At 67.7% G+C, this 24834-nt stretch carries 22 protein-coding genes and 1 tRNA gene; 8 read left to right on the forward strand and 15 right to left on the reverse strand.

All coding sequences use genetic code 11. The features are described from left to right. Positions 1-31 precede the first annotated feature (31 nt). Positions 32-1354, reverse strand: coding sequence for an ABC transporter substrate-binding protein (locus ABD817_RS05150; protein ID WP_344915468.1), 1323 nt, complete (start codon positions 1352-1354; stop codon positions 32-34). Positions 1355-1570: 216 nt separating this feature from the next. Here ABD817_RS05150 and ABD817_RS05155 point away from each other — a divergent pair, with 216 nt between their 5' ends. The 3 genes from ABD817_RS05155 (at position 1571) to ABD817_RS05165 (ending at position 5276) form a co-directional block, all read left to right on the forward strand. Next, positions 1571-2575: a LacI family DNA-binding transcriptional regulator gene (locus ABD817_RS05155; RefSeq protein ID WP_344915470.1), complete on the forward strand. Its 1005-nt coding sequence runs from the start codon at positions 1571-1573 to the stop codon at positions 2573-2575. Positions 2576-2709: 134 nt separating this feature from the next. Further along, the gene (locus ABD817_RS05160; protein ID WP_344915471.1) at positions 2710-4323 is read left to right on the forward strand and encodes a glycoside hydrolase family 26 protein; all 1614 of its coding nucleotides are present in this window, start codon (positions 2710-2712) and stop codon (positions 4321-4323) included. A 281-nt stretch (positions 4324-4604) separates the two neighbouring features. Then, positions 4605-5276, forward strand: coding sequence for a hypothetical protein (locus ABD817_RS05165; RefSeq protein WP_344915473.1), 672 nt, complete (start codon positions 4605-4607; stop codon positions 5274-5276). Positions 5277-5337: 61 nt separating this feature from the next. Here ABD817_RS05165 and ABD817_RS05170 read toward each other — a convergent pair whose 3' ends face one another. Both ABD817_RS05170 and ABD817_RS05175 read right to left on the reverse strand, forming a co-directional pair. Further along, positions 5338-5829, reverse strand: coding sequence for an NUDIX domain-containing protein (locus ABD817_RS05170; protein WP_344915475.1), 492 nt, complete (start codon positions 5827-5829; stop codon positions 5338-5340). 62 nt (positions 5830-5891) lie between these two features. Continuing rightward, entirely contained in the window at positions 5892-7151 is a 1260-nt protein-coding gene (locus tag ABD817_RS05175; RefSeq protein WP_344915477.1) for an NsdA family TPR-like regulatory protein, read from the reverse strand. A gap of 143 nt (positions 7152-7294) precedes the next feature. Between ABD817_RS05175 and ABD817_RS05180 the strand changes: the two genes are divergently transcribed. Further along, positions 7295-7591, forward strand: coding sequence for a hypothetical protein (locus tag ABD817_RS05180; protein ID WP_344915478.1), 297 nt, complete (start codon positions 7295-7297; stop codon positions 7589-7591). Next, positions 7591-7875 carry a hypothetical protein gene (locus ABD817_RS05185; RefSeq protein WP_344915479.1) on the forward strand — a complete coding sequence of 95 codons (285 nt, stop codon included), beginning with the start codon at positions 7591-7593 and terminating at the stop codon, positions 7873-7875. Before ABD817_RS05180 ends, ABD817_RS05185 begins: the two co-directional genes overlap by 1 nt. A gap of 476 nt (positions 7876-8351) precedes the next feature. Here the strand turns inward: ABD817_RS05185 and ABD817_RS05190 are convergent, their stop codons facing one another. Next, positions 8352-8822, reverse strand: a complete 471-nt coding sequence (locus ABD817_RS05190) for an NUDIX hydrolase (RefSeq protein WP_344915481.1) — start codon at positions 8820-8822, stop codon at positions 8352-8354. After that, entirely contained in the window at positions 8823-9572 is a 750-nt protein-coding gene (locus ABD817_RS05195) for a DUF5919 domain-containing protein (protein WP_344915483.1), read from the reverse strand. Between the two features lie 190 nt (positions 9573-9762). Here ABD817_RS05195 and ABD817_RS05200 point away from each other — a divergent pair, with 190 nt between their 5' ends. Both ABD817_RS05200 and ABD817_RS05205 read left to right on the forward strand, forming a co-directional pair. After that, entirely contained in the window at positions 9763-10104 is a 342-nt protein-coding gene (locus tag ABD817_RS05200; protein ID WP_344915484.1) for a hypothetical protein, read from the forward strand. Further along, positions 10104-10388 carry a hypothetical protein gene (locus ABD817_RS05205; protein WP_344915486.1) on the forward strand — a complete coding sequence of 95 codons (285 nt, stop codon included), beginning with the start codon at positions 10104-10106 and terminating at the stop codon, positions 10386-10388. The genes ABD817_RS05200 and ABD817_RS05205 overlap by 1 nt, the downstream gene beginning before the upstream one ends. A 322-nt stretch (positions 10389-10710) precedes the next feature. Here ABD817_RS05205 and ABD817_RS05210 read toward each other — a convergent pair whose 3' ends face one another. Continuing rightward, positions 10711-12468, reverse strand: coding sequence for an AIPR family protein (locus tag ABD817_RS05210; protein WP_344915488.1), 1758 nt, complete (start codon positions 12466-12468; stop codon positions 10711-10713). A 244-nt stretch (positions 12469-12712) separates the two neighbouring features. Here ABD817_RS05210 and ABD817_RS05215 point away from each other — a divergent pair, with 244 nt between their 5' ends. Beyond that, positions 12713-13879 (forward strand): site-specific integrase, encoded by a 1167-nt coding sequence (locus tag ABD817_RS05215; RefSeq protein ID WP_344915490.1) that lies wholly within the window; start codon positions 12713-12715, stop codon positions 13877-13879. A 69-nt stretch (positions 13880-13948) separates the two neighbouring features. Here the strand turns inward: ABD817_RS05215 and ABD817_RS05220 are convergent. From ABD817_RS05220 to dnaN, 9 genes are all read right to left on the reverse strand, one after another. Further along, positions 13949-14022: transfer RNA gene (locus ABD817_RS05220), tRNA-Ile, on the reverse strand. Positions 14023-14162: 140 nt separating this feature from the next. Then, the gene (locus tag ABD817_RS05225; protein ID WP_344915492.1) at positions 14163-14801 is read right to left on the reverse strand and encodes a DUF3566 domain-containing protein; all 639 of its coding nucleotides are present in this window, start codon (positions 14799-14801) and stop codon (positions 14163-14165) included. A 182-nt stretch (positions 14802-14983) separates the two neighbouring features. Next, complete coding sequence (gene gyrA / locus ABD817_RS05230) at positions 14984-17515, reverse strand: DNA gyrase subunit A (RefSeq protein ID WP_344915494.1); 2532 nt, start codon at positions 17513-17515, stop codon at positions 14984-14986. Positions 17516-17546: 31 nt separating this feature from the next. Next, positions 17547-19499 (reverse strand): DNA topoisomerase (ATP-hydrolyzing) subunit B, encoded by a 1953-nt coding sequence (gene gyrB / locus ABD817_RS05235; RefSeq protein WP_344915496.1) that lies wholly within the window; start codon positions 19497-19499, stop codon positions 17547-17549. Positions 19500-19798: 299 nt separating this feature from the next. Then, positions 19799-20446 carry a DciA family protein gene (locus tag ABD817_RS05240; RefSeq protein WP_344915498.1) on the reverse strand — a complete coding sequence of 216 codons (648 nt, stop codon included), beginning with the start codon at positions 20444-20446 and terminating at the stop codon, positions 19799-19801. Next, positions 20436-21611 (reverse strand): DNA replication/repair protein RecF, encoded by a 1176-nt coding sequence (gene recF / locus ABD817_RS05245; RefSeq protein WP_344915500.1) that lies wholly within the window; start codon positions 21609-21611, stop codon positions 20436-20438. The genes ABD817_RS05240 and recF overlap by 11 nt, the downstream gene beginning before the upstream one ends. A 103-nt stretch (positions 21612-21714) precedes the next feature. Next, positions 21715-22659 carry a phosphogluconate dehydrogenase (NAD(+)-dependent, decarboxylating) gene (gene gnd, locus ABD817_RS05250; protein WP_344915502.1) on the reverse strand — a complete coding sequence of 315 codons (945 nt, stop codon included), beginning with the start codon at positions 22657-22659 and terminating at the stop codon, positions 21715-21717. Positions 22660-22691: 32 nt separating this feature from the next. After that, positions 22692-23549, reverse strand: a complete 858-nt coding sequence (locus ABD817_RS05255; protein WP_344915504.1) for a 3-keto-5-aminohexanoate cleavage protein — start codon at positions 23547-23549, stop codon at positions 22692-22694. Between the two features lie 38 nt (positions 23550-23587). Continuing rightward, positions 23588-24727: a DNA polymerase III subunit beta gene (dnaN, locus tag ABD817_RS05260; RefSeq protein ID WP_344915505.1), complete on the reverse strand. Its 1140-nt coding sequence runs from the start codon at positions 24725-24727 to the stop codon at positions 23588-23590. Positions 24728-24834 lie beyond the last annotated feature (107 nt).

Here is a 24834-nt window from a genome sequence, read left to right on the forward strand (position 1 = left end):
ACGGCCGTACGGAAACCTCTGGTGCGGACCGTCACCCGGCGACCGGGAAGCCCTGCTTGCGCATGTCCTGCACGGCGCGGGTCTGGACCCGGTCGAGGGCGTCGGACAGGGTGCCCTCGCCGTTGACGGCCTTGCCGAACTCGTCCTTGAACATGGCGAACACGGTGGTCATGTTCGGGCCCCAGGTGAAGTCCGGGTCCACGCCCCGCTGCGCCGCCAGGAAGACCTCCTGGGTCTTCTGCCCGCCGAAGAACGGGTCCTCCTTGGTGAAGGCCGGGGAGCTCTGGCCGGAGACCAGGGCGGGGAAGATGCCGTTGGTGTCGACCGCCAGGTCGACGGCCTCGGGATCGGTGTTCAGCCAGGTGATGAACTCCGCGGCCTGCTTCGCGTGCTTGGAGCCCTTGGGCACCGACAGCGCCGAGCCGCCCCAGTTGCCGGCCGCGGTGCCGCCGTCGGCCCACTGGGGCATCGGGGCGACCTTGAACTTACCCTCGGCCTTCTTCATGGAGCCCTTGATGTAGGACTGGGCCCAGGAGGGGGCGATCCAGGTGGCGATGGTGCCGTCGGTCAGGCCCTTGACCCATTCCGGGGAGAAGTCCGCGCCGCCGGCGACGGCCTTGGCGTCGATCATGCGCTGCCAGAGGGCGGCGACCTGCTTGGACCTGTCGTCGTTGAGGGTGACCTTCCAGGCGTCGCTCTCGGCGGTGTACCACTTGGCGCCGTTCTGCCAGGTCAGACCCGCCCACTGGCCGGCCTGCTGGGGGGAGAAGACCGCCATCTTGACCTTGGGGTCGGCCTTGGCCAGCTTCTCGGCGGCCGCGGCGTACTCCTCCCAGGTCCTCGGCACCTCGATCTCGTGCTTGTCGAAGACGTCGGCGCGGTAGTACATGCCCATGGGGGCGATGTCCTGCGGGACGCCGTAGACCTTCTCGTCCTGGGTGGACTGCTGCCAGGACCAGGCGGGGAACTTCTCACCGAGGCCGGCGGGCAGGTGCGTGGAGATGTCCTCCAGCGCGTCGGCGGCCACCATCGTGTTCATCATCTGGTACTCGACAAGGGCCACGTCCGGGGCCGTACCGGCCTTGACCGCGGCCTGCAGCTTGGTGAAGTAGGTGTCCGACGGCAGGCTCTCGTACTTGACCTGGACGTTCGGGTGCGTCTGGTTCCACTTCTCGACCATCTTGGTCTGGTCGATGAAGTGCCAGTAGGTCAGCTCGACCTTCTCCGCGGAGGTCGAGGCCGCCGCACCGCCGCCGGTGGCGGGGGCGTCGGTCGTGCCGCCGCTTCCGCAGGCCGCGGCCAGCAGCAGGCCCGCCAGGCCGGTGGCCATGCCGAGCCGGGTACGGATGCTCATCCCGGACTCCTCTCGGTACTTCAAGGGGTGGTTCTCATGATTGTGATCGAAATTTTCGCGAGATTTTCGAGTACCGTAACCGCGCCCGCCCGCTCAGGTCAATGGCATCGGCGCAGGTCCATGCGTCACGGATCGATGACGTACGCGTCGGAGCTGGTCGGCTGGGTGATTACGAAAATTTCGATGTAGGCTCCGACCCACACGAAGGGGGAGCAGGTGGCGAAGGAACGCGTCAAGATCTCCGACATCGCCGAGGAGGCCGGGGTCTCCGTCGCGACGGTCTCCAAGGTGCTCAACGGCCGCTCGGACGTCTCGTCCGCGACCCGGACCAGGGTGGAGTCCGCGCTACGGCGGCACCGCTACGAGCGTCGCCGCTCCCATCGGCGCGGCGACGTCGGCCTGGTCGACCTGGTGGTCAACGAGCTCGACAGCGCCTGGTCGACCGAGGTCATCCGCGGCGCCGAGGAGGTCTGCCACGAGTCGGGGATCGGCATGGTGGTCTCGGCGGTACACGGCCGCTCCTCGGCCACCCGCGAGTGGCTGGAGAACCTGGCCGCCCGCCGCTCCGACGGCGTCGTCCTGGTGGTCTCGGAGCTGTCTCCGACCGAGCGCGCCCGGCTGGACGCCCTGGGTGTGCCGTTCGTCGTCGTCGATCCCGTCGGCGAGCTCGACCCCGACGTACCGGCCGTCGGCACCACCAACTGGGCCGGTGGGCTCAGTGCCACCGAGCACCTGATCGGGCTGGGCCACACCCGCGTCGCCCACCTGGGCGGCCCCCGCGACCTGCTGTGCAGCCAGGCCCGCGCGGACGGCTACCGGGCGGCGATGGAGCGGGCCCGGCTCGCCGTTCCCGACGGCTACCTGCGCCACGGCCGCTTCACCGACCACTCGGGCCGCGAGGACGCCGCCGCCCTCCTCGACCTGGCCGAGCCGCCCACCGCGATCTTCGCGGCCAGCGACCAGCAGGCTTTCGGTGTCTACGAGGCGCTGCGCGAGCGCTCCCTGCGCGTGCCCGCCGACGTCAGCGTGGTCGGTTTCGACGACGTGCCGGTGGCCCGCTGGGTCAGCCCTCCGTTGACCACGGTGCGCCAGCCCATCGTGGAGATGGCCGCGATGGCCACCCGCCTGCTGGTCCGGCTCGTCGACGGCGAGCCGGTGGACACGCCCCGGGTGGAGCTGGCCACCCGGCTCGTCGTCCGGGAGAGCACGGCGTCCGCGTAAAACAGGATCGAAACTTTCACGAAACATTGACTTTGCGGTCGCCTTCGGATCACCATGGCGCGCAGAGCTCCACATCCGCGGGCGGGTCGGGTGCTGCGAGCCGATCCCCCCCACCATGTGTATTGGAGCATCGCATGCGCATGTTCAAAGGCCTGGGCGCGATCGCCGTGACCGCGGCCGCGATGGCCGCGGTCCTGACCCCGGCGCGGCCCGCACCGGCCGTCGTCGCGGACGCCACCTCGGGCACCGCCTCGGCGGCCGCGGTCAGCGGCCGGAACCTGCCGGCCGACGGCAAGGTGCTGTTCCTGATGGGCCAGGACAGCAGCACCCTGTCCGACTACAAGCGCGACGTGCTGGACCGGGGCCTGACGCCCAGGCCGGGCGGTGTCACGCTCTACACCAACCTCGTCCTCGGCGGCGATCCACCGCCCCTGGCCGGCATGGCGGCCCCCGCCGACTGGGGCGCCGGCCGCGTCGACTTCCCCGCCACCCTGTCGCAGTATCCCGACGGTGCCCTCGCGGTCGGCCTCTACCTGTCCGACACCTCCAGCGGCTGCGGCAACCAGCCGCTGCGGGCCATCATCGCCAACGGCGACGCCGACCTGACCCCGGCGCTGGTCAGCCAGTACCGCGCCAAGGTCGACGAGATGGTCAACCGGCTCAAGGGTTACAACCGGGCGGTCTACCTGCGCATCGGCTACGAGTTCGACGGCCCGTGGAACTGCTACAACGCCGACTTCTACAAGCGGGCCTTCCGCTACATCAAGGGCCGCATCGACGCCCTCGGCGCCACGAGGGTCGCCACCGTCTGGCAGAGCGCCGCCTGGCCGCTCAACACCTCCCCCGAGCGCCCCGAATGGAACTACGTCGTCACCGACCCGGCTCATCTGAGCAAGTGGTACCCCGGTGACGACGTCGTGGACTGGGTCGGCCTGTCGTCCTTCTACAACTCCGCCTCCATCCCCACCCAGTGGGGCTGCCGGACCGCCGACCTGCCTCCCGCCCAGGCGCAGAGCCGGATCCTGGACTTCGCCCGCGCCCACGGCAAGCCCGCGATGATCGCCGAGGCCGCGCCCCAGGGTTACAGCACCGGAACCGGCACCCGCAGCTGCATCTTCACCAAGCAGCCCGGCGCCGCGAGCGCCGAGACGATCTGGAACCAGTGGTACGCCGGGTTCTTCCCCCTGATCGAGAACAACCGCGACGTCATCCGCGCCGTCTCCTACATCAACACCGACTGGGAGAGCCAGTCGCTCTGGAGGTGCGCCGACGGCGCCCAGGCCGGCGGGCCCGGCTGCGCCAACGGCTACTGGGGCGATTCCCGCGTCCAGGGCAACACCCTGATCCGCGACCGCTTCCTCGCCGAACTGCGCAAGCCGATCTACGTCAACGGCACCGGCGTCGTACCCTCCCCGACGCCGACCCCCACCCCCACCGTCACGCCGACCCCCCGTCCGACGCCGACCCCCACCCCCACCGTGACACCGGGCCGTTACACCCAGGGGGCCGACCGCTCACTGATCTGGTTCAGGCCGAACGGTTTCACCGCGAGCTTCGTCACCGTGCGGTACACCGTCAACGGAGGCGGCGAGGCCAACTACTTCCTGACATGGAACGCCTCGGCAAGCCGGTGGGAACTGCCGGTCAGCCTGCGCTCCGGTGACCGCCTGAGCTACTCCTTCAACTTCCAGCCGACCACCCAGACCTACCAGGAGTCCACCCCCACCTTCACCCAGACGATCTCGTAAACCACGGTGGCGGGTACGGCGGCGCGTACCCACCACCTCTCCCGGCCCGGGACCGGCGGACCCCGCCGGTCCCGGGCGCCCCGCCGGGCGGTCCACGCGGCGGAACCCGCGGACGACCAGAGCCTGCGCAACCGCGTAACCACTCCTCTGGCGAGCGGCCGCGCCCATCTCGACGTCCGGGGTCGTTGTCACCCAGTTGGTCACTCATTTTGAGATTCAACCTCCGCACCGGCCACTCTGGGGCCTGGCATAGTGGGCTCGTGCGGGCAGAGGTGGCAGAGGTGAAGGACTGGCCTGGGCCGGTATCGACGTGCTGGAATCACTGGATCGCGGTCCCGACCGGTGACCAGGCGGGCGTCATGGAAGTCTTGAGCCTGTCCTCGCCCACACCGATCACGTTCGCCGAGGCCCAAGAGGTTATCGACGCCGATGCACACGGCAACCCGGATGATCGCCATCACCTGTCGCGAGTCTTTGTCACCCCCGAAGTAGACAGCTGGACCCTGGTCATCGGGGCCTGGTGCAATCCTTGCGACAGCGAGCGTCACGAGGATGTGCTCAGGTTGTGCAAGGCGCTCAGTGCCCGCTATGGAGGGGCCCAGGCCTACTACTACGGTGAGCAAGGGGACGGCTCGGCATGGCTGGTAGCCGAGCACGGCAGTGTCGTACGCCGGTACGCGGCAACCGGCGAGCTCGATGACGAACTGCTCACCCTCGGCGATCCGCTGCCCCAGGAACAGGCACGACGCTTGGAACTAGGGCTTCCGGCCGACGGAGACCCGCAGGCCGCGAGCAGTGAACAGATCGAGGAGTGGACATGGGCCGCCTTCCACCTGGCCCCTGAGATCGCCGCCGCGTACGGCGTCAGCCCGTTCACCTTGACGCGCGAGGCAAAGGTCCGGGGAACCGGGGTGCTCGCGCTGACGCCGGATGCGGCCAGCCACGGAATCTAAGACACAAAAGGTCGGGGGCGCTATCCGGTCACCCCAGCGCGGCACCGGTGTTTCAAAACCTCTACCCCGCTGGATTCCCGACGTAGCCGATGTACGGCGAGACGGTCCCGTCGAGAAAGTGCCCTATTCGGAGTCGCTGGGTGTCGTGCATCGGCAGTTCCTCGAACTCATCGGGACTGATCCAGCGGACGTCGGTCGACTCGTCGCTGACCGCGAGTGACCCGCCGACGACGTGGGCCGTCAGGCAGACGTTGAACTGACGGCGTACCTCTCCGTCGGTGTAAGCGATGATGTGCCGGGCGTCGGTGTAGAGGCCGACCATCCCGGTCACCTCGACGTCGTAACCGGTCTCCTCCCGCACCTCCCGTATGGCCGCCTGCGGCACCGACTCGGTGAGGTCCATCCCACCACCGGGCAGCGCCCACAACCCGTTGTCGGTGCGCCGCTGCATGAGGATGCGACCACGGTCGTCGACGACCACAGCGGACATCCCCACGACCAGACTGTTCGGCTCGGGCGCCTCGGGATCGTCGTAGTACTCGGTACGGGCCATCTACGCATCCTTTCCGGGAGCCGAGACTGTTCCCACGCTGCCTCGAAGCCGGTGGCGTAGGTTCAGCCCCCACCTGTGCGGTCGGCAGCCGTGAGAGCCTCTCGCAAGGTGGCGGCCTGAGATGACCCTCTCTGCCGAACAAGGGCTGCGACATCGACCAGTTCCTTGCGGGCGTGGCGGTTCAGCTCCACGGCGTCGGCCACGACGGGAAGACTCACCTCTACGGCCGCCGCCGCGTCTCCGGCCTGAGCGTGGGCCTTGGCCAGACACGAGCCGTACCAGGCGCGATCTCGCTTGTAGCTCCTCGGCAGGCCGGACAGCCCGTCCGTCAGCAGGTCGATCGCCCTGGGCCAGTTGGCCAGATGCAGTTCGGTCATGCCGCGCTGAAGGCGGAACCACGTCTCGTCGTAGAAGTACATCCACACCGGCTCGTCGTCGGCGTGCTCGGCGGCCCGGCGGATCAACGCCTCGGCCTCGTCCAGCAGCGTGCGGGCGGGCCTGGCACCACCGGCGAGCGCGTGACCTCGGGCGGCCATCTGCGCGGCCATCCCCCGCACCCCCGGCGTCACCCGGCCATCGTGCCAGCGGGCCGCGTCGGCGAGCCGGACACACCTGCGGGCGTTGCCCGCGCTCCAAGCCTGGTGGGCCTTCATGCTGAGCGTGGTGGTGGCCATGTTCACGTCATCGATCTCCAACGCCCAATCATGCGCGCGGTCATACCAGGCCAGAGCGGCGGCCTGGTCGTCGACGTCCAGCGACATCCACGCGACGAACTGGGCGTACTGCGCGGCCAGGTCGACCACCGTGTCGGCCAGCGAACCGCGGGCGTTCTGGGCGAGCTCGACCACCACGCCGAGTTGTTGTCGCACGATGCCAAGCAACGGACGCGATCCAATGGTGTCCTCGACCTTGCGGTGTTCGGCAAGACAGGTCGCCAGCCAGTCCACGATGCGCTGGTCCACCCGGCCGGGTTGCTGGACGCTGCGGGCGATCCGCTCGAACAGATCGGCGTCGGGTGCGACGGTCGGCAGGGGCAGCGCGGGCACCGGCAGGCTGGGGCGCTCGGCGAGGTCGAACAGGTCGGCCTCGGTGCTCCGCAGCGCGCGGGCGCACAGCAGGCGGTAGCGCTCGCTGGGGTAGTGGTCGCCGCGTTCCCATCCCCGGATCGTCCGGGTGAGGTCGTCGACGCCGGGCAGCTTGCCGCGCTGTTCTCCGGCGACCTCCTTGAGCCGACGTGCCATGTCGGCCACGGTGCCGACCTTGGCCTTGCGCTCCTCGCGCAGCCGTACGGCCCACTCGGGGGGTGTTCCTGGGGTGCCCATCGTTCACCTCCGGATATTCGCGGCTACGGCCGTATCCCTGGCTGTCTCCCATTGCCATCGTGCCCTGCAGGAGCGCGGCGGCTTAGCTGAACGTGATGATTACTTCACGGGTTTCGACGACTGAGGATCCGGCTCTGCGCTCGATGCAACGACTTCACGCGGAGCTTGAGAGCCTGGGCATCACCTCCGACCTCCACCATGGGCACGGCGCGGCCTTGCTAAGTGTGTGGGTGGATCTGCTCGTCTGGTCCGACGGCGTCCGCTTCATGTGGTGGAACGGCGAGCGCTCCGCGCGGACGGGCCGCAGGAAATACGCGGCACACCCGGCGGAGAATCCGGCAGCGGCGGCTCTCCGGATCGCCGCCCGCTACGCCGATCTCCGCACGACGCACCCCGCGCCTCCGCTGAGAGCGCTGAGAGCAGAGGTGGCACCGATGTGATGGTGTTGGAGACCTGCGTGAGCCCGCACCTGGGCATGGCACAACGCGATCATGTCCGGCTCGACTGGCACACACCCGACCAGGTCTTGGAGCGAGTGCGGCCGGTGGCGTGGACCTGCGTGTGCCGGGCGACGGTCTATGAGCTGTGCGAGGGCGGCGGGCGGGCGTTCATCCGGCGCACCACGCAACTCGACGGCGGCCACCAGGTGGACGAGAGCCACCGCTGGTCGATCACTGAGGCTCGGGCGACCTGGACGGCACTGCTGTCCGGGCACGCCCGCTAGACCGGCGTGGCGGCGCGGATCTGGAGGGACCGCGCCGTCACGCCTCCCAGGAGCCACCATGCAGGCTTCTGGCCCATTTCTCCCCCCGCCCCAGGTGCGCCAGACCGGGACGTGCCTGTCCCCGGAGCCGACCTGAACCGTTGGATCTTCGAACTCGGCGGCGTCTTGATGACCATGCGCGAAGCTCGGGGGCGTGGGGGCCACCCCACACCGGGGGGTTCGGGGGGGCGTCCCCCCGTGTGAACGACGAAGGAGACCTATGGAAGCGGCAAAGCCGCGACCATGGGTCTCCTGTCTCCAAAGTGGGGCTACCAGGACTTGAACCTGGGACCTCTTCCTTATCAGGCAAGGCGGGAGGGGGCGGGACCATGGGCTACACCCGCTCCCACCTGCACATACGGTCCATGGTGATCCACCGATGTCCGGGGCTGTACGTGGCCGTTGTCACTCAGTTGGTCACTCAGGAACGTGCCGGTTCAGCCGATGTACGGCGCGGTCGTCCCGGCGAGAAAGTGCCCGATCCGGAGTCGCTGGGTGTGGTGCATCGACAATGTGTCGATCTCTTCACGACTGACCCAGCGGACGTCGGTGGATTCGTCGCTGACCGCGAGCGCTCCGCCGACGACGCGGGCGGTCAGGCAGACGTTGAACTGTCTGCGGACCTCCCCGTCGGTGTAGGCGATGATGTGCCGGGCGTCGGTGTAGAGGCCGACCATCCCGGTCACCTCGACGTCGTAGCCGGTCTCCTCTCTCACCTCCCGTACGGCCGCCTGCGGCACCGACTCGGTGAGATCCATCCCGCCGCCGGGCAGCGCCCACAGCCCGTTGTCGGTACGTCGCTGCATAAGGATGCGCCCCTCGTCATCGACGACCACGGCGGACACCCCCACGACCAGGCTGTTCGGCTCGGGAGCGTCGGGGTCGTCGTAGTACTCGGTACGGGCCATCTACGCCTCCTTCCCTGGAAGCCGGGCTTGTTCCCACACTGCCTCGAAGCTGGTGGCGTAGGTGTCGAACAACCCTTCCTCACGCATGCGGCGCAGGTGGTAAACCGGAGCGCCATAAGCGTTCATGCCGAAGACGTGCGCGTTGACGATCATGTGGTTGTCCCCCAGGAACAGGGAGTTGTAGAGCGTGGTGTCATGCACGCGCAGCTCGACGTTCGACGACTCCGCCAGGGGGCGGTAGTGCATGAGCGCCACCCGGCACCGTGACTCGATGCCATGCCCGAACCGCTCTTCGGCACCCCGGCCCCGGATGACGGGCGAGTCGGCGTCACCGAGCAGGATGCGCACGCGGCATCCCTCCCGCGCCTTCGACGTGAGAACCTCCTTGAGGTTCGGCCATGACTCGTGCAGGAAGTTCGCGGCGTAGACCAGGACGCCGATGTGCTGCTCGGCGCGCTCAAACAGGGTCCGCCACATGTCCAGGGGCGCAGAGGCGCGGGTGGGGTAGGCAGCGATCAGTTCACCGCTCCCTTGATGGCGTCGCCGCCCCTGCTCGATCGCGGGCCACAGGTTGGCGAGGTCTTCCTGGAGCACGGTCGCGGCTCGGTGGGCGATCCCTGGGTGTGGTGTGCGGCCGGTGTTGACCCAGCGTTCGGCGGTCTTGGGATCGACTCCCACCGCCTCGGCCAGTTGCCGGACGCTGATGCCCGCACTGAGCAGCGCGGACCGTAAGCGCTCGTTGGGTGCCATGGGACGTTTATACGCCTCCCAAGACGTCCCGTCGCCGTCCTCAAACGAAGTTTCCCGTCCCGGCGCTGGTCAGCATGCTTAGGGACGTATCAAGCCTCAACAAACGTCCCGCTATCGCAGGGCGGACACGAGTTGCGGCCACCTGTTTGACCCGCCCCGTCACGACTATCCGAGACCTCCCGGAGAAGCGATGACCCACGACACAGTGATCACAAAAGCCGCCCGTTCCTCTCACGCGGCCGAACAACTCCGCACCGCTCTCGATGATCTCGGGATAACCGCCGATGTCCACCAGGGGCACGGCGTGACCTTGCTGAGTGTGTGGGTGGACCTGCTCGTCTGGTCCGACGGTTTTCGCTTCATGTGGTGGAACGGGGAGTACTCCATGCGGACGGGCCGCAGGAAGTATGCGGCCCATACAGCGGGCAACCCGGCCACGGCCGCGCACCGGATCGCCGCCCGCTACACCGACCTGCGCACAACGCGCTCCGCACCCGCTCCGACAGCAGCGACGCAGGCAGCGCCGTTGTGATGTCGGTTGAGACGTGCGTGAGCCCGCACCTGGGCATGGCACAGCGTGATCACACCAGGCTCGACTGGCACAAGCCCGACCAGGTGTTGGAACGGGCACGGCCAGTGGCATGGACATGCGGATGCCGGGCCACGGTGTACGAGCTGCTCCAAGGCGGTGGACAAGGCTTCATCCGGCGCACCCTCCAACTCGACGGCGGCCACCGGGTGGAAGAGAGCCACTGCTGGTCGATCGCCACGACTCGGGCGACCTGGATGGCGCTGCTGTCCGGGCACGCCCGCTAGACCGGCGTGACGGCGTGGATCTGGAGGGACCGCGTCGTCACGCCTGCCAGAGATCACCATGCACGGCTCCTGGCCCATTCCTCCCCCGCCCCCGATGGCTGCCAGATTGTGTGTCCCGACCGAGGGGTCAACTCCGTCTTCGCGTGTCCGTCCGCCCCGACGTGCACAGCAACTCTCACCCAACAGGTACAGACGGAGTTGACGCCGACCGAGGGACACGAACACTCCGGTAGCGGGGGCGGGGGAGACACCTACCTCAGACATGAATGAATCAATGGCGGAAGTTCTACACTCTTAATTCTTTCGCGCGACTGACAGCGAGTCAGCTTAGATGACTCGCGAATTCGCCATAGATTTGAGAGTTTGCCTCAACCGTCGCTTCAGCCATTGACTGAAAACGCTCAACAGCTTCACGGACTCGATCGTTACTCTTAAGGTCGTTGTCTGCAGCACCGGAAAGCTGATTAACGAAAGGCAGCAGCGCCAGAATCGGCCCATTCCATCGTTCGGCAGCTATTTTCGGAGAGCAGTTATCACGGAATGCAAGCGACCACCGATCGGCTATCACATTCCCGGTGATGCTTTCCATACTTTCAGCAATGGCTGTCACCAACAGCGAGATCGACCCACGCTTGCGAAGAAACGTAAGCTGGCGTCGCTGGGGAGCTGTTCTCTCAGAGTCATCCATCCGAGAAAGATCACGTTTGATCTCCTCAATTGCTCGCTGGAGCGAAAAAGCGAAAACTACATGACCAGCGGTCGTCTTCTCGGAGAAGATGCTTGCATAGACCGCGTCCTCTTCCCAGATTCTACGAGTCTCGTTGTAGGCAATGTTCGGTTTGCCGTGAAACGCCGCCAGCGCCTGAGCGACAGTGTTGTCCGGAAGCAGATTTTTTGAACGCTCAATTGCGTCACGAATCCCGCCCCGCCGACCGCCACGGTAGTCCGCTTCGGGAATATCGGCGAATTCAGTACGCAGCCGCTCTTGGACCGGGTCCTTGCTACGGAAGTCGGTAGCCTCTACTTTATTCTGCGTATTGTTGTATTTAACAATTTCCCCAAGAACCCCCGGGTCGCTGCAGGAAACAAATCGGGCCATAACCTGAACTTCATCGAGGTTTTCAGTATCACTTCCATTGAGCGTTCCCAGCGAACCGGTCGTCTGACCACCGTTGATAACGCCAACCCCACTGATGTCGAGGTATAGATCAGCCCCGTCCTGACGAACAACATATTTGTTCGTCAGGATCGTCAAACCGTTATTGTAGATCCAAAAACGTGCAGGGTTTTCGCGTGCTGTGGTCTTGATTCCATAGTTGATATTGCGCTCACTACGCACAATACCCAGGTATCCACGAACATTAGGAGACATCAAATCCAGTTGATGATCCTGCCAGAGGTCGCGCAGCCATCTTCCTGAAACTGATGTACAATACGCCTTCCATTTATCTCCGCCGATTTCAAATCCACCGGGAACTTTCAGCGTGAATTCCTGCGAGACGATAATGGGGGCTTGCGCACGCCGGTAAAGCTCTTCAAGCCGAGAGCGCCCGATCTCCTGTGCCACGATCGAAGTAACGGATGCCCGTGAAAAGTTCGTTTTAAGAATCCCCGAGGTTGTTGCCACAACTTGATCGAGTTCGGATTTTACGTTATCCGACTCGGGCAAGTTGTGGTTATACCAAATATAAAAATTCGTGATTTGATCTTGCGCAAGCGCATCCCGAACCTCCAGGGCGGCTGACTGGAGTACTTCAGGAAGTTTTTCGGTATCTCCAGTGAGAAGCCAGGTCGCCGCCGTGTTGAGATCACTTGCCTTATTAGCCGGCGCCTCTTTCTTACTCAAATCCTGCGCACAATAACCCTGCGCAAGGACAATGATGCCGCTATCGCGGTCAACATATACTAAGTCACACTTCTTATCATTGGACCCATCCGTCAAAGCCACTGCGGCGACGGAGTCGATGTCTTGAATTCCAAACTGAAGCTGAAGGGCAAACAGCATTAGCCCTTTATCTGCGCCATAGGCCATGAGGTCATCGCGACCCTGCAGGGCGGCAAGGCTTGACGTAAGGGACATATCGGTCCTTCGCACCATGGATCAGTGCTTGGCACTTTAGCGAAAATTGATGAGAGTAGGCGCAGAACGGGAGGACTCCAGCATCTGCGCTGGCGGTGCGGGCCGCGACCGGCCGAAGAGCCGCAGCGCGGCCCGCGACCGGCCAGCGCGCGGCACGCCGTAGGCGGGTCGACTTGAACCAGTAAAGAAACTTTGAGCCAATCCCCGACCCCATGGCCCTTCTCGGACAGGAAGCGAGGGCATCATGACCACACGACGCAGCCGGGGAGACGGCGGCCTGCACTGGGACGAGACCCGCGAACGCTGGATCGCCTCAGTCACCGTCGGCTACACCCCGGCCGGAAAGCGCATCGTCAAGAAGGCCAGCGGCAAGACCAAGACCGAAGCCAAGGCCATGCTCAAAGAGATCATCCGCGACTACGACGACGGCCTGACCACGGCTGCGCACAACTACACCGTGGGCGACGCCGTACGCGACTGGCTGGAGTTCGGTCTCAACGGGCGGGAAGCCTCCACGATCACGAACCGCCGCATCCTGGCGGAGCAGCATGTGATCCCCGCGTTGGGTGCTCGCAAACTGCGGGAGCTGTCCGCCGACGACGTGGACCGGTGGCTGGCTGCCAAGGCGAAGATCCTGAGCACGGAGACCCTGCGTAAGATCCACTCGGTTCTCAAGCGTTCCATCGCCCGCGCCCAGGCGCGCGACAAGGTCAAGCGCAACGTGGTGATGCTGTGCGAGATCCCCAAAGGGCAGGAGGGCCGTCCCTCGAAGTCGCTGACGCTCGACCAGGCGGCGTCGATACTCAAGGCCGCCGAGGGGGCGATCCTGTACGCCTACGTCGTGGTGTCGCTCCTCATCGGCGCCAGAACTGAGGAGTTACGGGCGCTCACCTGGGCGCATGTGGACCTGGACGGCCAGCCGAACGCTGATCCTCCGGTGCCTCCGTCAATCATGGTGTGGCGCTCGGTGCGGGTCGGGGGAGACACCAAGACCGAGAAGTCCCGGCGGACGCTCGCTCTCCCCAGGCTGTGCGTGGACGCGCTGTGTGGGCATCGTGAGCGGCAGGCACTCGCACAGGAGAAGGCGGGGGACCTGTGGCAGGAGAACGATCTCGTCTTCGCGAGCAAGCACGGCACCGAACTGGACGCGGCCAACGTCCGCCGGGCCTTCCGGGTGATCCTCAAGAGGACCGACCTGGACCCTGACGAGTGGACGCCCCGAGAGATGCGGCACAGCTTCGTCTCGCTGCTCTCCGACTCCGGCATGGCCCTGGAGAACATCTCCCGCCTGGTCGGCCACAAGGGGACCGTGGTGACGGAGAAGGTCTACCGGAAGCAACTCCGGCCGGTACTGCTCGAAGGGGCTGAGGCAATGAACCTGATCTTTCCCGGTGAGACCATGGAGGCGTAGTCACTCACTTAGTCACCCGGAAGATCGAAAAAGGCCACTTCCCTGCCGGGAAATGGCCTCTGAGCTGGGTGGGGCTACCAGGACTTGAACCTGGGACCTCTTCCTTATCAGGGAAGCGCTCTAACCGTCTGAGCTATAGCCCCTCATCACACGGGCGAACGGTCTCGCACCCATGTGGAGGAGGCGAACCCGTTCGCTCGAACAGGGAAAAGCTTACCCTGTTTCGGTACCTGCTCGCGCCATGTCCTCGCCCCCGAAAGGGCGAGGACATGCGACGGATCGGCTACTCGGCCTCGCTGAAGGTGACCTCCACGCCGCCGACCAGGTCGGAGGCGACGTTGTAGATCACGGCGCCGAGGGTGGAGAGGGCGGTGATCAGCACGACGTTCACCGCGCCGATCAGGGCGGTGTAGCCCAGGATGCGGACCGGCTCGAACCAGGAGGCGATGTCGACGCCGCTGGTGGCCTTGCCGTCGGCCGTCGTCAGCTGGGTGACCGTCTGGATGATGTTCTCGAACACCCCGAGGCCGGACAGCACCATGTAGAGCACCGCGACCGCGATGAACAGCACCACGAAGCAGACCAGTGACACGACGAAGCTGAACTTCATCGCCGACCACGGCTCGACCCTGCGCAGCACCAGGTGCGCCTTGCGGGGCGACCTGGAGCCACCGACGTCCTTGGCCTTCCTGTCGGCCGCGTCCGACGGGGCCTGGGGCGACGACAGGCTGCCGGGCGACCACGGGGCCCGGTTGTTCTGCTGCCCTGCCGGGGGACGGCCCGGCCCCCCGGACGGGGGCGAGGGCTGCGGGGGCGGTGCGGGCGACTGCAGCGGGGGTGGTGGCGCGGAGGAGGGTGGAGATCCGCTTGGACGGATCCGCACCGTGGTGTCGGCCTGCTTGCCGCCCTCTGTCGTCGTCACTTTTTTCCTGCCCTTGCGATCGTCGGATACCGATTCATCGGTCTCCGGCGCGGGCGCGCTACCGTTAACCGGTGACGAGGCCGCCTCGACGTCCTTCGTTCCAGCGGTCTTGTCCATCTTCTCCGTCGCCTGATCGCGTGTCGATGAGGAGGCGGGGCGCGATCCCGGTTTGCCCTGAGCACTCACGGATTCTCCCCTTCCCTGTTCTCATCGGTCTCCACCTGCACCTCGGCGCTTTCTACGGTTTCCAGCGCCTCCGCGTTACGGGCCAGCGCCACGACGCTGTCCCCTTCCGCCAGATTCATCAGCCGAACCCCCATCGTCTGGCGGCCAGACTGCTTGATCTCCCCGGCACTCGTCCGGATAACCCCTCCGGCGGACGTGATCGCGAAAACCTCGTCCTCGGGCCTGACCATGACCGCGCCAACCAGCTTGCCACGCGCGCTAACGATCTTGGCGGTCAGGACTCCCTTTCCGCCCCTTCCCTGGAGAGGGTACTGATCCACAGGGGTGCGTTTGGCGTATCCGCCCTCGGTCGCGATGAGCACGTTGTCGCCGTCGGCGATCCGGTTCATCGCCAGGAGCTCGTCCCCGTCGAGGAAGCGCATGCCGATCACGCCGCTGGTCGCCCTGCCCATCGGGCGCATGGCCTCGTCGGAGGCCGTGAAGCGGATGGACTGGGCCCCGCGCGAGACGAGGAGGAGGTCGTCGTCCTCCGAAACCAGCCTGGCAGCGATCACCTCATCATCTTCGCGCAAATTGATCGCGATGAGACCACCCGTACGCGGCGAGTCGTACTCGGAAAGGCGCGTCTTCTTCACCAGGCCGCTGCGGGTGGCGAGCACGAGGTACGGGGCGACCTCGTAGTCACGCAGGTCAAGAACCTCCATGACGACCTCGTCCGGCTGCATGGCCAGCAGGTTCGCCAGGTGCTGCCCGCGCGCGTCGCGGCCGGAGTCGGGCAGCTCGTACGCCTTGACCCGGTAGACGCGGCCCTTGTTCGTGAAGAACAACAGCCAGTGGTGGGTCGTGGTGACGAAGAAGTGGTCGACGATGTCGTCCTGGCGCAGCTGCGCGCCCCGCACGCCCTTGCCGCCGCGCTTCTGCGCCCGGTAAAGATCTGTGTTGGTTCGCTTGGCGTAGCCACCGCGGGTGATCGTGACGACCATGTCCTCCTCGGCGAGGAGGTCCTCGATCGACATGTCGCCCTCGTAGGCGACGATCTCGGTCTTGCGGTCGTCGCCGTACCGACCGGTGAGCTCGGTGAGCTCGTCCTGGACGATCGTGCGCTGCCGCTCGGGCGAGGCGAGGATCGCCTGGTACTCGGTGATCTGCGTCATCAGCGCGTCGTACTCGTCGGTGATCTGCTGGCGCTCCAGGGCGGCCAGCTTGCGCAGCTGCATGTCGAGGATGGCCTGCGCCTGGATCTCGTCGATCTCCAGCAGCGTCATCAGGCCGCCCTGCGCCGCGGACGCCGAGGGCGACTGCCGGATCAGGGCGATGACCTCGTCCATCCGCTCCAGGGCCTTGAGCAGCGCGCGCAGGATGTGCGCCCGCTCCTCGGCCTTGCGCAGCAGGTATCGGGTCCTGCGGACCACGACCTCGATCTGGTGCGCCACGTAGTGGCGGACGAACTGGTCGAGCCTGAGCGTACGCGGCACGCCGTCGACCAGGGCGAGCATGTTGGCGCCGAAGGTGGTCTGCAGCTGGGTGTGCTTGAAGAGGTTGTTCAGCACGACCTTGGCGACCGCGTCGCGCTTGAGCACGATCACCAGGCGCTGGCCGACGCGCGAGGAGCTCTCGTCGCGGACGTCGGCGATGCCGCTGATCCGGCCGTCCTTCACCGCCTCGGCGATGGTCAGCGCGAGGTTGTCCGGGTTGACCTGGTACGGAAGCTCGGTGGCGACCAGGCACTGACGGCCCTTGGCGTCCTCCTCGACCTCGACGATCGCCCGCATGGTGATCGAGCCTCGGCCGGTGCGGTAGGCGTCGTCGATGCCTCGGCGGCCGACGATCAGCGCGCCGGTGGGGAAGTCGGGCCCCTTGACCCGGGCGATCAGCGCTTCGAGGAGCTCCTCGTCGTCGGCCTCGGGGTTCTGCAGGGCCCAGACGATGCCTCCGGCCACCTCCCGCAGGTTGTGCGGCGGGATGTTGGTGGCCATGCCGACCGCGATGCCCGCCGCCCCGTTGACCAGCAGGTTGGGGAAACGCGAGGGCAGGACCAGCGGCTCCTGGGAGCGCCCGTCGTAGTTGGGGACGAGATCGACGGTGTCCTTGTCGATGTCGCGCAGCATCTCCATCGCGATGGGCGCGAGCTTGCACTCGGTGTAGCGCATCGCCGCCGGCGGGTCGTTGCCCGGCGAGCCGAAGTTACCCTGCCCGTCGACCAGCGTGTAGCGCAGTGACCAGGGCTGGGCCATCCGCACCACGGTCGCGTAGATCGACGCGTCGCCGTGCGGGTGGTAGGAGCCCATGACGTCACCGACGACGCGGGAGCACTTGAAGTAGCCCCGGTCGGGCCGGTAGCCGCCGTCGTACATGGCGTACAGCACGCGGCGGTGCACCGGTTTGAGGCCGTCACGGACGTCCGGCAGCGCGCGCGAGACGATGACCGACATCGCGTAGTCCATGTAGCTGCGCTGCATCTCGGACTGGATGTCGACCGGCTCGACGCGGTCGATCGGAGGGCCGGGCGGGGTGTTGACTTCCGTCACAGGTCAGGATCCTTTTCTGGTACGGCTACCGCTATACGTCGAGGAAACGGACATCCCGGGCGTTCCTAATGATGAAGGAACGGCGGGCCTCGACGTCCTCACCCATGAGCACGCTGAACAGCTCGTCGGCCTGGGCCGCGTCGTCAAGGGTGACCTGGAGGAGAAGGCGGGTGTCGGGGTTCATGGTCGTGTCCCAGAGCTGGGCGGCGTTCATCTCGCCCAGACCCTTGAAGCGCTGCACGTTGTCGCGCGGCCGGGGGTCGGGCTTGCCCGCCTCGATGCCGGCCTGGATGACCGCGTCGCGCTCGCGGTCGGAGTAGGCGTAGGAGGCGTCCTCGCCCTTCCGGTCCCACTTGATCTTGTAGAGGGGCGGCTGGGAGAGGTAGACGTGCCCGGCCTCGATCAGGGGCCGCATGAAGCGGAACAGCAGGGTCAGCAGCAGCGTCGTGATGTGCTGGCCGTCGACGTCGGCGTCCGCCATCAGGATGAGCTTGTGGTAGCGGAGCTTGGCGATGTCGAACTCGTCGTGCACGCCCGTGCCCATGGCGGTGATCAGCGCCTGGACCTCGTTGTTCTGCAGGACCTTGTCGATCCGGGCCTTCTCGACGTTGAGGATCTTGCCGCGGATCGGGAGGATCGCCTGGAACTTGGAGTCGCGGCCGCCCTTGGCGGAGCCGCCCGCCGAGTCACCCTCGACGATGTACAGCTCGCACTTCTCCGGGTCGCTCCACTGGCAGTCGGCCAGCTTGCCCGGCAGTCCCGAGCCCGACTCCAGCAGTGACTTGCGCCGGGTCAGGTCGCGGGCCTGGCGGGCCGCGAGGCGGGCCCGGGAGGCCTGCAGGGACTTCGTGATGATGTCCTTGGCCTCGCCGGGGTTGCGCTCGAACCAGTCGCGCAGGTGGTCGTTGCAGGCCTTCTGGACGAACGACTTGGCCTCGGTGTTGCCCAGTTTGGTCTTGGTCTGGCCCTCGAACTGCGGGTCGGCCAGCTTCACCGAGATGATCGCGGTGAGACCCTCGCGGATGTCCTCTCCGGCGAGGTTGTCGTCCTTGCCCTCCTTGAGGAACTTCTGCTCGCGCGCGTAGCGGTTGACGATGGACGTCAGCGCCGCGCGAAAGCCCTCCTCGTGGGTGCCGCCCTCGGCGGTGTTGATCGTGTTGGCGAAGGTGTAGACAGACTCGCTGTAGGAGTTGTTCCACTGCATCGCGATCTCGACGGCGATGCCCTCGCCCTGCTCCTCGAAGTCGATCACCGAGACGTGCGCGGCTTCCTTCTTGGAGTTGAGGTGCTTGACGAAGTCGGACAGACCGCCCTCGTAGTGGTAGGTGACCTCCTTGGGCTCCCCCTCCTCGCCGTCGACGAAGTCGGGGCGCTCGTCCCTGATCGAGATCGTCAGGCCCTTGTTGAGGAAGGCCATCTCCTGGAAGCGGCGCGCGAGGGTCTCGAAGTGCCAGGTCGTGGTCTCGAAGATGGTCTCGTCGGCCCAGAAGGTGATCGAGGTGCCGGTCTCGTCGGTCTTCTCCCCCTTGGCCAGGGGGGCGGTGGGCCTGGTCTCGACATAACTCTGGCGCCAGCGGTGGCCGTCGGTGCGGATCTCCACGTCGAGCTTGCTGGACAGCGCGTTGACGACGGAGACGCCCACGCCGTGCAGACCGCCGGAGACCGCGTACGACTTGTCGTCGAACTTGCCTCCCGCGTGCAGCACGGTCAGGACGACCTCGACCGCGGGACGGTTCTCGCCGGGGACGTTCCCCACGGGGATGCCACGGCCGTTGTCGACGACCCGCACGCCGTTGTCGGCGAGCAGGGTGACCTCGATCCGATCGGCGTGTCCGGCCAGGGCCTCGTCGACGGAGTTGTCGACGACCTCGTAGACGAGGTGGTGCAGACCGCGCTCGCCGGTGGAGCCGATGTACATGCCGGGGCGCTTACGGACCGCCTCGAGCCCTTCGAGAACGGTGATTGAGCTAGCGTCGTAGGACAAGTGCGAAATCCTCCTGCCGCGGACACGCGGCAGGGAGACAACATGTAGCCCCGCCGTGCCCGTCACCGTCGTGAATGCCCCGATGCGTTCACCCAGGGAAGCCGGCATGCGCGCCGGGGGGTGACACGCAAACGGACGTGTCCGGAATTCGATTTCATTCTAGCGGCTCAGAGCACATCATGTGGCATTGACGGCCTCTGGAATGGCCTGTCGCGCGACGATCATCGCCTTGAACATCCCCCTACGCGGAGGGGGTTCGTCGCGCCAGGGGAGCCGCTGATCCGTTTTTCAGGCCCGGATCAGCCGTACGTGTCGCCCGGTCCACGGCTCCCGGTGACCCGCAGGCCGCCGCTGGAACGGGGGCCGTTCTGCGGCCCGCGAACTTTTACCTTTTGCACCGTTCCGTCCCCGAGCTCCTCATTCAACCTCCTGACGAGCGTCCTCGCCAGCAGACGGACCTGGGTGGCCCAGGCGGTGGAGTCGGCGACCACCACGACCTCCCCCTCGGCGAAGGTCTCCGGCTTGGTGTGGGCCGCCATGTCGGCGCCGACGATCTCGTGCCAGCGACCGAAAACCCCGCCGATCGCGGCGGGCTGCTCCCAGCCCCGGTCGGACAGCAGGTCGGCGATGGCCCTGCCGAAGAGCTGGGGATCACCGGAGTCCCTGCGCGGCCCCGCCGCCCTGCGCCTCGGCTCCCGGCGGGGAAGCTGACCGCGCCTGGCGGCGTCCGACTTGGCCTGGGCCAGCTTCTCCCTGGCCATCGCGGCCCCCTTGGCGGCGGCACTCCCCGCCGAACCGGCGGCCCCTCCGCCCGCGTCCGTACCGCCTGTGCCACCCGTGTCGCCCGCCCCGGGGTCGGCCGCGCCGCCCCGGCCGCGCCGCCCCGGCTCCGAAACCCGTGGTACGGGCACCGGGCCGCTCACGCCCTCGCCACCGTCATCGGACACGGGCCACGCCTCCCTCGGTCACGTCGAAGCGGCCCCCGGCCAGCTCCACCGGCACGTCGTCGGGAACAGCGGCGGTGATCAGCACCTGCTCCGCGGGGGCGACCATCTCGGCCAGGCGGCGCCTGCGCCTGTTGTCCAGCTCGGCGAAGACGTCGTCCAGGATCAGGACCGGGTCGCCGCCGTCGGCCCTGAGCAGGTCGTAGGCGGCCAGCCTGAGCGCCAGCGCGAACGACCACGACTCGCCGTGACTGGCGTAGCCGCGTGCCGGCAGCTCGCCCAGGCCGAGGAACAGGTCGTCGCGGTGCGGGCCGACGAGGGTGACGCCGCGTTCGAGCTCGGAGGCGCGGACCTCCAGCAGGCCGGCCCGCAGCCGCTCCGCCAGCTCGGCGCGGTCGGTCCCGGCGTCCGCGTGCAGGGTGCCGCGGTACTCCAGCGCCGCGGGGGCGGAGTCGGGCGCGAGGGAGGCGTACGAGGCGGCGACCAGCGGGCGCAGCGTCTCGACCAGCTCCAGCCTGGCCGCGAGCAGCTCGGCGCCGTGCGTGGCCAGGTGGGCGTCCCAGACCTCCAGGGTGGTCAGCGGGTCTCCCGCCCCCGCCTCGGCGAACGCCGCGTCGCTCTCGGCCCGCCGCGCGCTCCTGCCCCGGCCCCGCCGGGCCTGCGCGGCGGTGCGCAGCAGGGCGCCGCGCTGCTTGAGCACCCGGTCGTAGTCGGCGCGCACCCCCGCGAACCTGGGCGTCCTGGCCACCAGGAGGTCGTCGAGGAACCGGCGCCGCTCGGAGGGGTCGCCCTTGACCATGGCGAGGTCCTCGGGGGCGAACAGGACCGTGCGCAGCAGGCCGACGACGTCGCGAGGACGGGAGACGGGGGAACGGTTCAGCCTGGCCCGGTTGGCCCTGCCCGGGTTGATCTCCAGCTCGATCAGCGCGCGCCGGTCGTCGCGCACCACCGACGAGCGGACGATCGCCCGCGCCGCGCCCTGCCGGACCAGCGGCCCGTCGGTGGCGACCCGGTGACTGGCCTGCGTCGCCACGTAACCCAGCGCCTCGACCAGGTTGGTCTTCCCCATGCCGTTGGGCCCCACGAAGGCCGTGACCCCCGGCTCCATGCCGAGGTCGACGGTTTCGTAGGACCGGAAGTCGGTCAGGGAGAGATGGGCGACATGCACCCCAGGAAGATTAGTCGGCCCCGTCCGTCACCGGGGCCTCCCACGTCCGTACGGCTCGCGCCCGGCGGAAAAGGCATGGCGCGAGCCGCAGGGGGACGGCGGGCTATCCGGCCGCCTCGACCGGGGGCGTGACGTCGGCGCCGGGGGAGTCGGCGCCCTTCTCGGCCGAGCCCGCCTTGGAGGTGACCGCGTGGCCGCCGAACTGGTTGCGCAGGGCCGCGACGACCTTCATCGCCGGCGAGTCGTCCTGGCGGGAGGCGAACCTGGCGTACAGGGCGGCGGTGATGACCGGCAGCGGGACCGCGTGCTCGACGGCGGCCTGCACCGCCCAGCGGCCCTCGCCCGAGTCCTGCGCGTAGCCCTCCAGCTCCGCCAGGGACGGGTCCTCGTCGAGCGCGCGGACCATCAGGTCGAGCAGCCAGGAGCGGATGACCGTGCCCTGCCGCCAGCTCTTGAAGGAGCCGGCCACGTCGGTCACGATGTCGGAGGCCTCAAGCAGCTCCCAGCCCTCGGCGAAGGCCTGCATCATGCCGTACTCGATGCCGTTGTGGACCATCTTGGCGAAGTGGCCGGCGCCGACCGTGCCGGCGTGGACGAAACCGTCCTCCCCCTCGGGCTTGAGGGTCTCGAAGATCGGCATCACCCGCTCGACGTTGGCCTCCTCGCCGCCGACCATGAGCGCGTAGCCGTTCTGCAGCCCCCAGACGCCGCCGCTCACGCCGCAGTCGACGAAGCCGATGCCCTTGGCGGCGAGCTCGGCGCCGTGCTTCTGGTCGTCGACATAGTGCGAGTTGCCGCCGTCGACGAGGATGTCGCCGGGCGACAGCAGGTCGCCGAGCGCCTTGACCGTCGCCCGGGTCGGGTCGCCGGAGGGCACCATGACCCACACGGTGCGCGGCGCCTGGAGCCGCTCCACGAGCTCTTCAAGGCTGGGGACGTCACTGACCTCGGGATCGCGGTCGTAACCGACGACGTCGTGGCCTCCGCGGCGCAGCCGCTCGGCCATGTTGCCGCCCATCTTGCCCAGCCCGACCATGCCGATCTGCATACGAGCACCCCCTTCAGGGTTTCATCATTCACCTACGCCAGGCGTGCCCGCGCGAGCCTTACCAGCTCGGCGTTCCCGCCGACAGGGTTACCCACAGGGCTGTGGAGGACGTCCTCCAGGCCGATGCGCGTGGCCAGTCCAGCCTGCCCCGCCTCGTCCAGGAGAATCCACGTCGGCTCCCCTTCGCCGTGCAGCAGTCTCGGGCCGGGGACGCCGAGGTCGGCGAGGCGGCCCAGGACGGCGCGCGCCCGGGAGACGGCGGTGCCCGTGGGACCGCCGATGATCTCGACGAGCACCCGCACGCACCGGAGGCCGGTCGCGGCGAGCGCGTCGGCGTCGTCCACCGACCAGACCCCGGCCTCCACGTCCACCCCGAGCCGTCGCAGATCATGCCACAGGGCCTCGAAACCGGGCTCGGAGAGGTTCGCCGACGCGAAGTCCGGCAGGTCGCCGGGGGCGAGCGCGGCCCAGCCTCGGACGGCGTCGCGCCGCGCGTCCACATCCCCGCCGGTTATCCACAGCCCCGTGCTCACCCCGACGGGGAGGCCGGGGCACGCCTCGCGCACGGCGCGCACGGCCGCCCCGATGTGGGCGGCGCTGAGCGACTCGCTGCCCGCCTCGTCACGCGGATGCATGTGAACGGCGTCCGCACCCGCCCCACGAGCCTCACGGGCCGCTTCAGCGAGCTCCAGGGGGGTCAGGGGGAGGGCCGGGTGGTCGCCGGGTCTCCTGGCACCGTTCAGGCACGCCTTGAGCCACGTCGCTCCCCCTCCGGCCCCGCCGCGCGCTCCCGCGCCCTCGTACGTCGCCGTCGTCGGCGCGGGATCGTTCCCGAGAGCCGTCGCGGGATCGTTCCCGAGAGCCGCCACGGGGCCCGTCGCGGGGTCCACCGGGGGATCCGCCGCGCCGGGCCGTCGCGGGGCCGCCATCAGCTGGACAGGCGGATGGGCATGATCAGGTAGCGGTAGTCGGGGACACCGCCGTCGTCCGCCGGCTTGCCTCCGGTGAGGATGGCGGGCTTGGTGGACGTGGTCATCTGCAGTCGGGCCACGTCGGAGTCGATCGCGCCGAGCCCCTCCAGCAGGAACTGGTGGTTGAAGGCGATGTTGATGTCGTCGCCCTCGAAGTCGACGGGGAGCACCTCGACCGCCTGCGCCTCGTCGCCGCTGCCCGCCTCCAGGACGACCTCGTCGCCGCGGAAGGCGAGCCGTACGGGCGTGTTGCGCTCGGCGACCAGGGCCACGCGCTTGACGGCCTCGACGAAGGCGGACGTCGGCAGCTCCGCGCGGGCGGAGAACTCCGTCGGCAGCAGCGAGCGGTACTTGGGGAACTCGGGGTCGAGCAGCCGGGTGGTGGTGCGGCGCCCCGCGCTGGAGAAGCCGATCATGCCCTCGCCGGTGCCGCCGGCGGAGCTCATCGCGATCTCCACCTCGGCGCCGGTGCCGCCCAGGGCCTTGGCCGTGTCGGCGAGGGTCTTGCCCGGGATCATCGCGATGGCCGAGAAGTCGGGCTGGCCCGGCTGCCACTTCAGCTCCCGCACGGCGAGGCGGTAGCGGTCGGTCGCCGCGAGCGTGACCGTGTCGCCCTCGATCTCCACGCGGACGCCGGTGAGCATCGGCAGGGTGTCGTCCTTGCCCGCGGCCACGGCGACCTGGCCGACGGCCGAGGCGAACACGTCGCTGCCCACCCGGCCCGCGGCGGGGGGCATGGTCGGCAGGGAGGGGTAGTCCTCCACCGGCATGGTGAGCAGGGTGAATCTGGCGCTACCGCAGGTGACGACCGCCTTGGCGCCCTCCACGACGAAATCCACAGGCTGCGCGGGAAGCGCCCTGGTGATCTCGGCCAGAAGCCTTCCCGAGACGAGCACCACGCCCGCCTCGCCCGTCTGCAGTTCGAGGGTCACCTCGGCGGAGACCTCGTAGTCGAAGCCCGACAGCTTGAGCTGCCCGCTCTCCGTGACCTCAAGACGCATGCCGGCCAGCACCGGCACGGAGGGACGCGCCGGCAGGCTGCGCGCCGTCCATGCGACCGCCTCAGCGAGCACGTCTCGGTCGACCCGGAACATCACGTGGATCTGCCTCCTGTGTGTCGAGCGCCATCCGCTCGGTGCCTGGGGTTCAAGTGTTCACTGTCGCGCACCTGCGCTCCCTCGGAACCCCTCTTATGGCTCTTGGG

Origin of the sequence: Streptosporangium oxazolinicum (assembly GCF_039537505.1) — a bacterium.
In the GTDB taxonomy this organism is placed as follows: Bacteria; Actinomycetota; Actinomycetes; order Streptosporangiales; family Streptosporangiaceae; genus Streptosporangium; species Streptosporangium oxazolinicum.

What these genes read in the sequence shown, in the direction of transcription:
- ABD817_RS05195 (WP_344915483.1), bottom strand. Translation starts at nt 9,572, where the DNA reads ATGGCACCCAACGAGCGCTTACGGTCCGCGCTGCTCAGTGCGGGCATC.
- gnd (WP_344915502.1), bottom strand. Translation starts at nt 22,659, where the DNA reads ATGCAGATCGGCATGGTCGGGCTGGGCAAGATGGGCGGCAACATGGCC.
- ABD817_RS05205 (WP_344915486.1), top strand. Translation starts at nt 10,104, where the DNA reads ATGTCGGTTGAGACGTGCGTGAGCCCGCACCTGGGCATGGCACAGCGT.
- ABD817_RS05160 (WP_344915471.1), top strand. Translation starts at nt 2,710, where the DNA reads ATGCGCATGTTCAAAGGCCTGGGCGCGATCGCCGTGACCGCGGCCGCG.
- ABD817_RS05200 (WP_344915484.1), top strand. Translation starts at nt 9,763, where the DNA reads ATGACCCACGACACAGTGATCACAAAAGCCGCCCGTTCCTCTCACGCG.
- ABD817_RS05210 (WP_344915488.1), bottom strand. Translation starts at nt 12,468, where the DNA reads ATGTCCCTTACGTCAAGCCTTGCCGCCCTGCAGGGTCGCGATGACCTC.
- ABD817_RS05170 (WP_344915475.1), bottom strand. Translation starts at nt 5,829, where the DNA reads ATGGCCCGTACCGAGTACTACGACGATCCCGAGGCGCCCGAGCCGAAC.
- ABD817_RS05180 (WP_344915478.1), top strand. Translation starts at nt 7,295, where the DNA reads ATGCAACGACTTCACGCGGAGCTTGAGAGCCTGGGCATCACCTCCGAC.
- ABD817_RS05185 (WP_344915479.1), top strand. Translation starts at nt 7,591, where the DNA reads ATGGTGTTGGAGACCTGCGTGAGCCCGCACCTGGGCATGGCACAACGC.
- ABD817_RS05150 (WP_344915468.1), bottom strand. Translation starts at nt 1,354, where the DNA reads ATGAGCATCCGTACCCGGCTCGGCATGGCCACCGGCCTGGCGGGCCTG.
- ABD817_RS05175 (WP_344915477.1), bottom strand. Translation starts at nt 7,151, where the DNA reads ATGGGCACCCCAGGAACACCCCCCGAGTGGGCCGTACGGCTGCGCGAG.
- ABD817_RS05190 (WP_344915481.1), bottom strand. Translation starts at nt 8,822, where the DNA reads ATGGCCCGTACCGAGTACTACGACGACCCCGACGCTCCCGAGCCGAAC.
- ABD817_RS05215 (WP_344915490.1), top strand. Translation starts at nt 12,713, where the DNA reads ATGACCACACGACGCAGCCGGGGAGACGGCGGCCTGCACTGGGACGAG.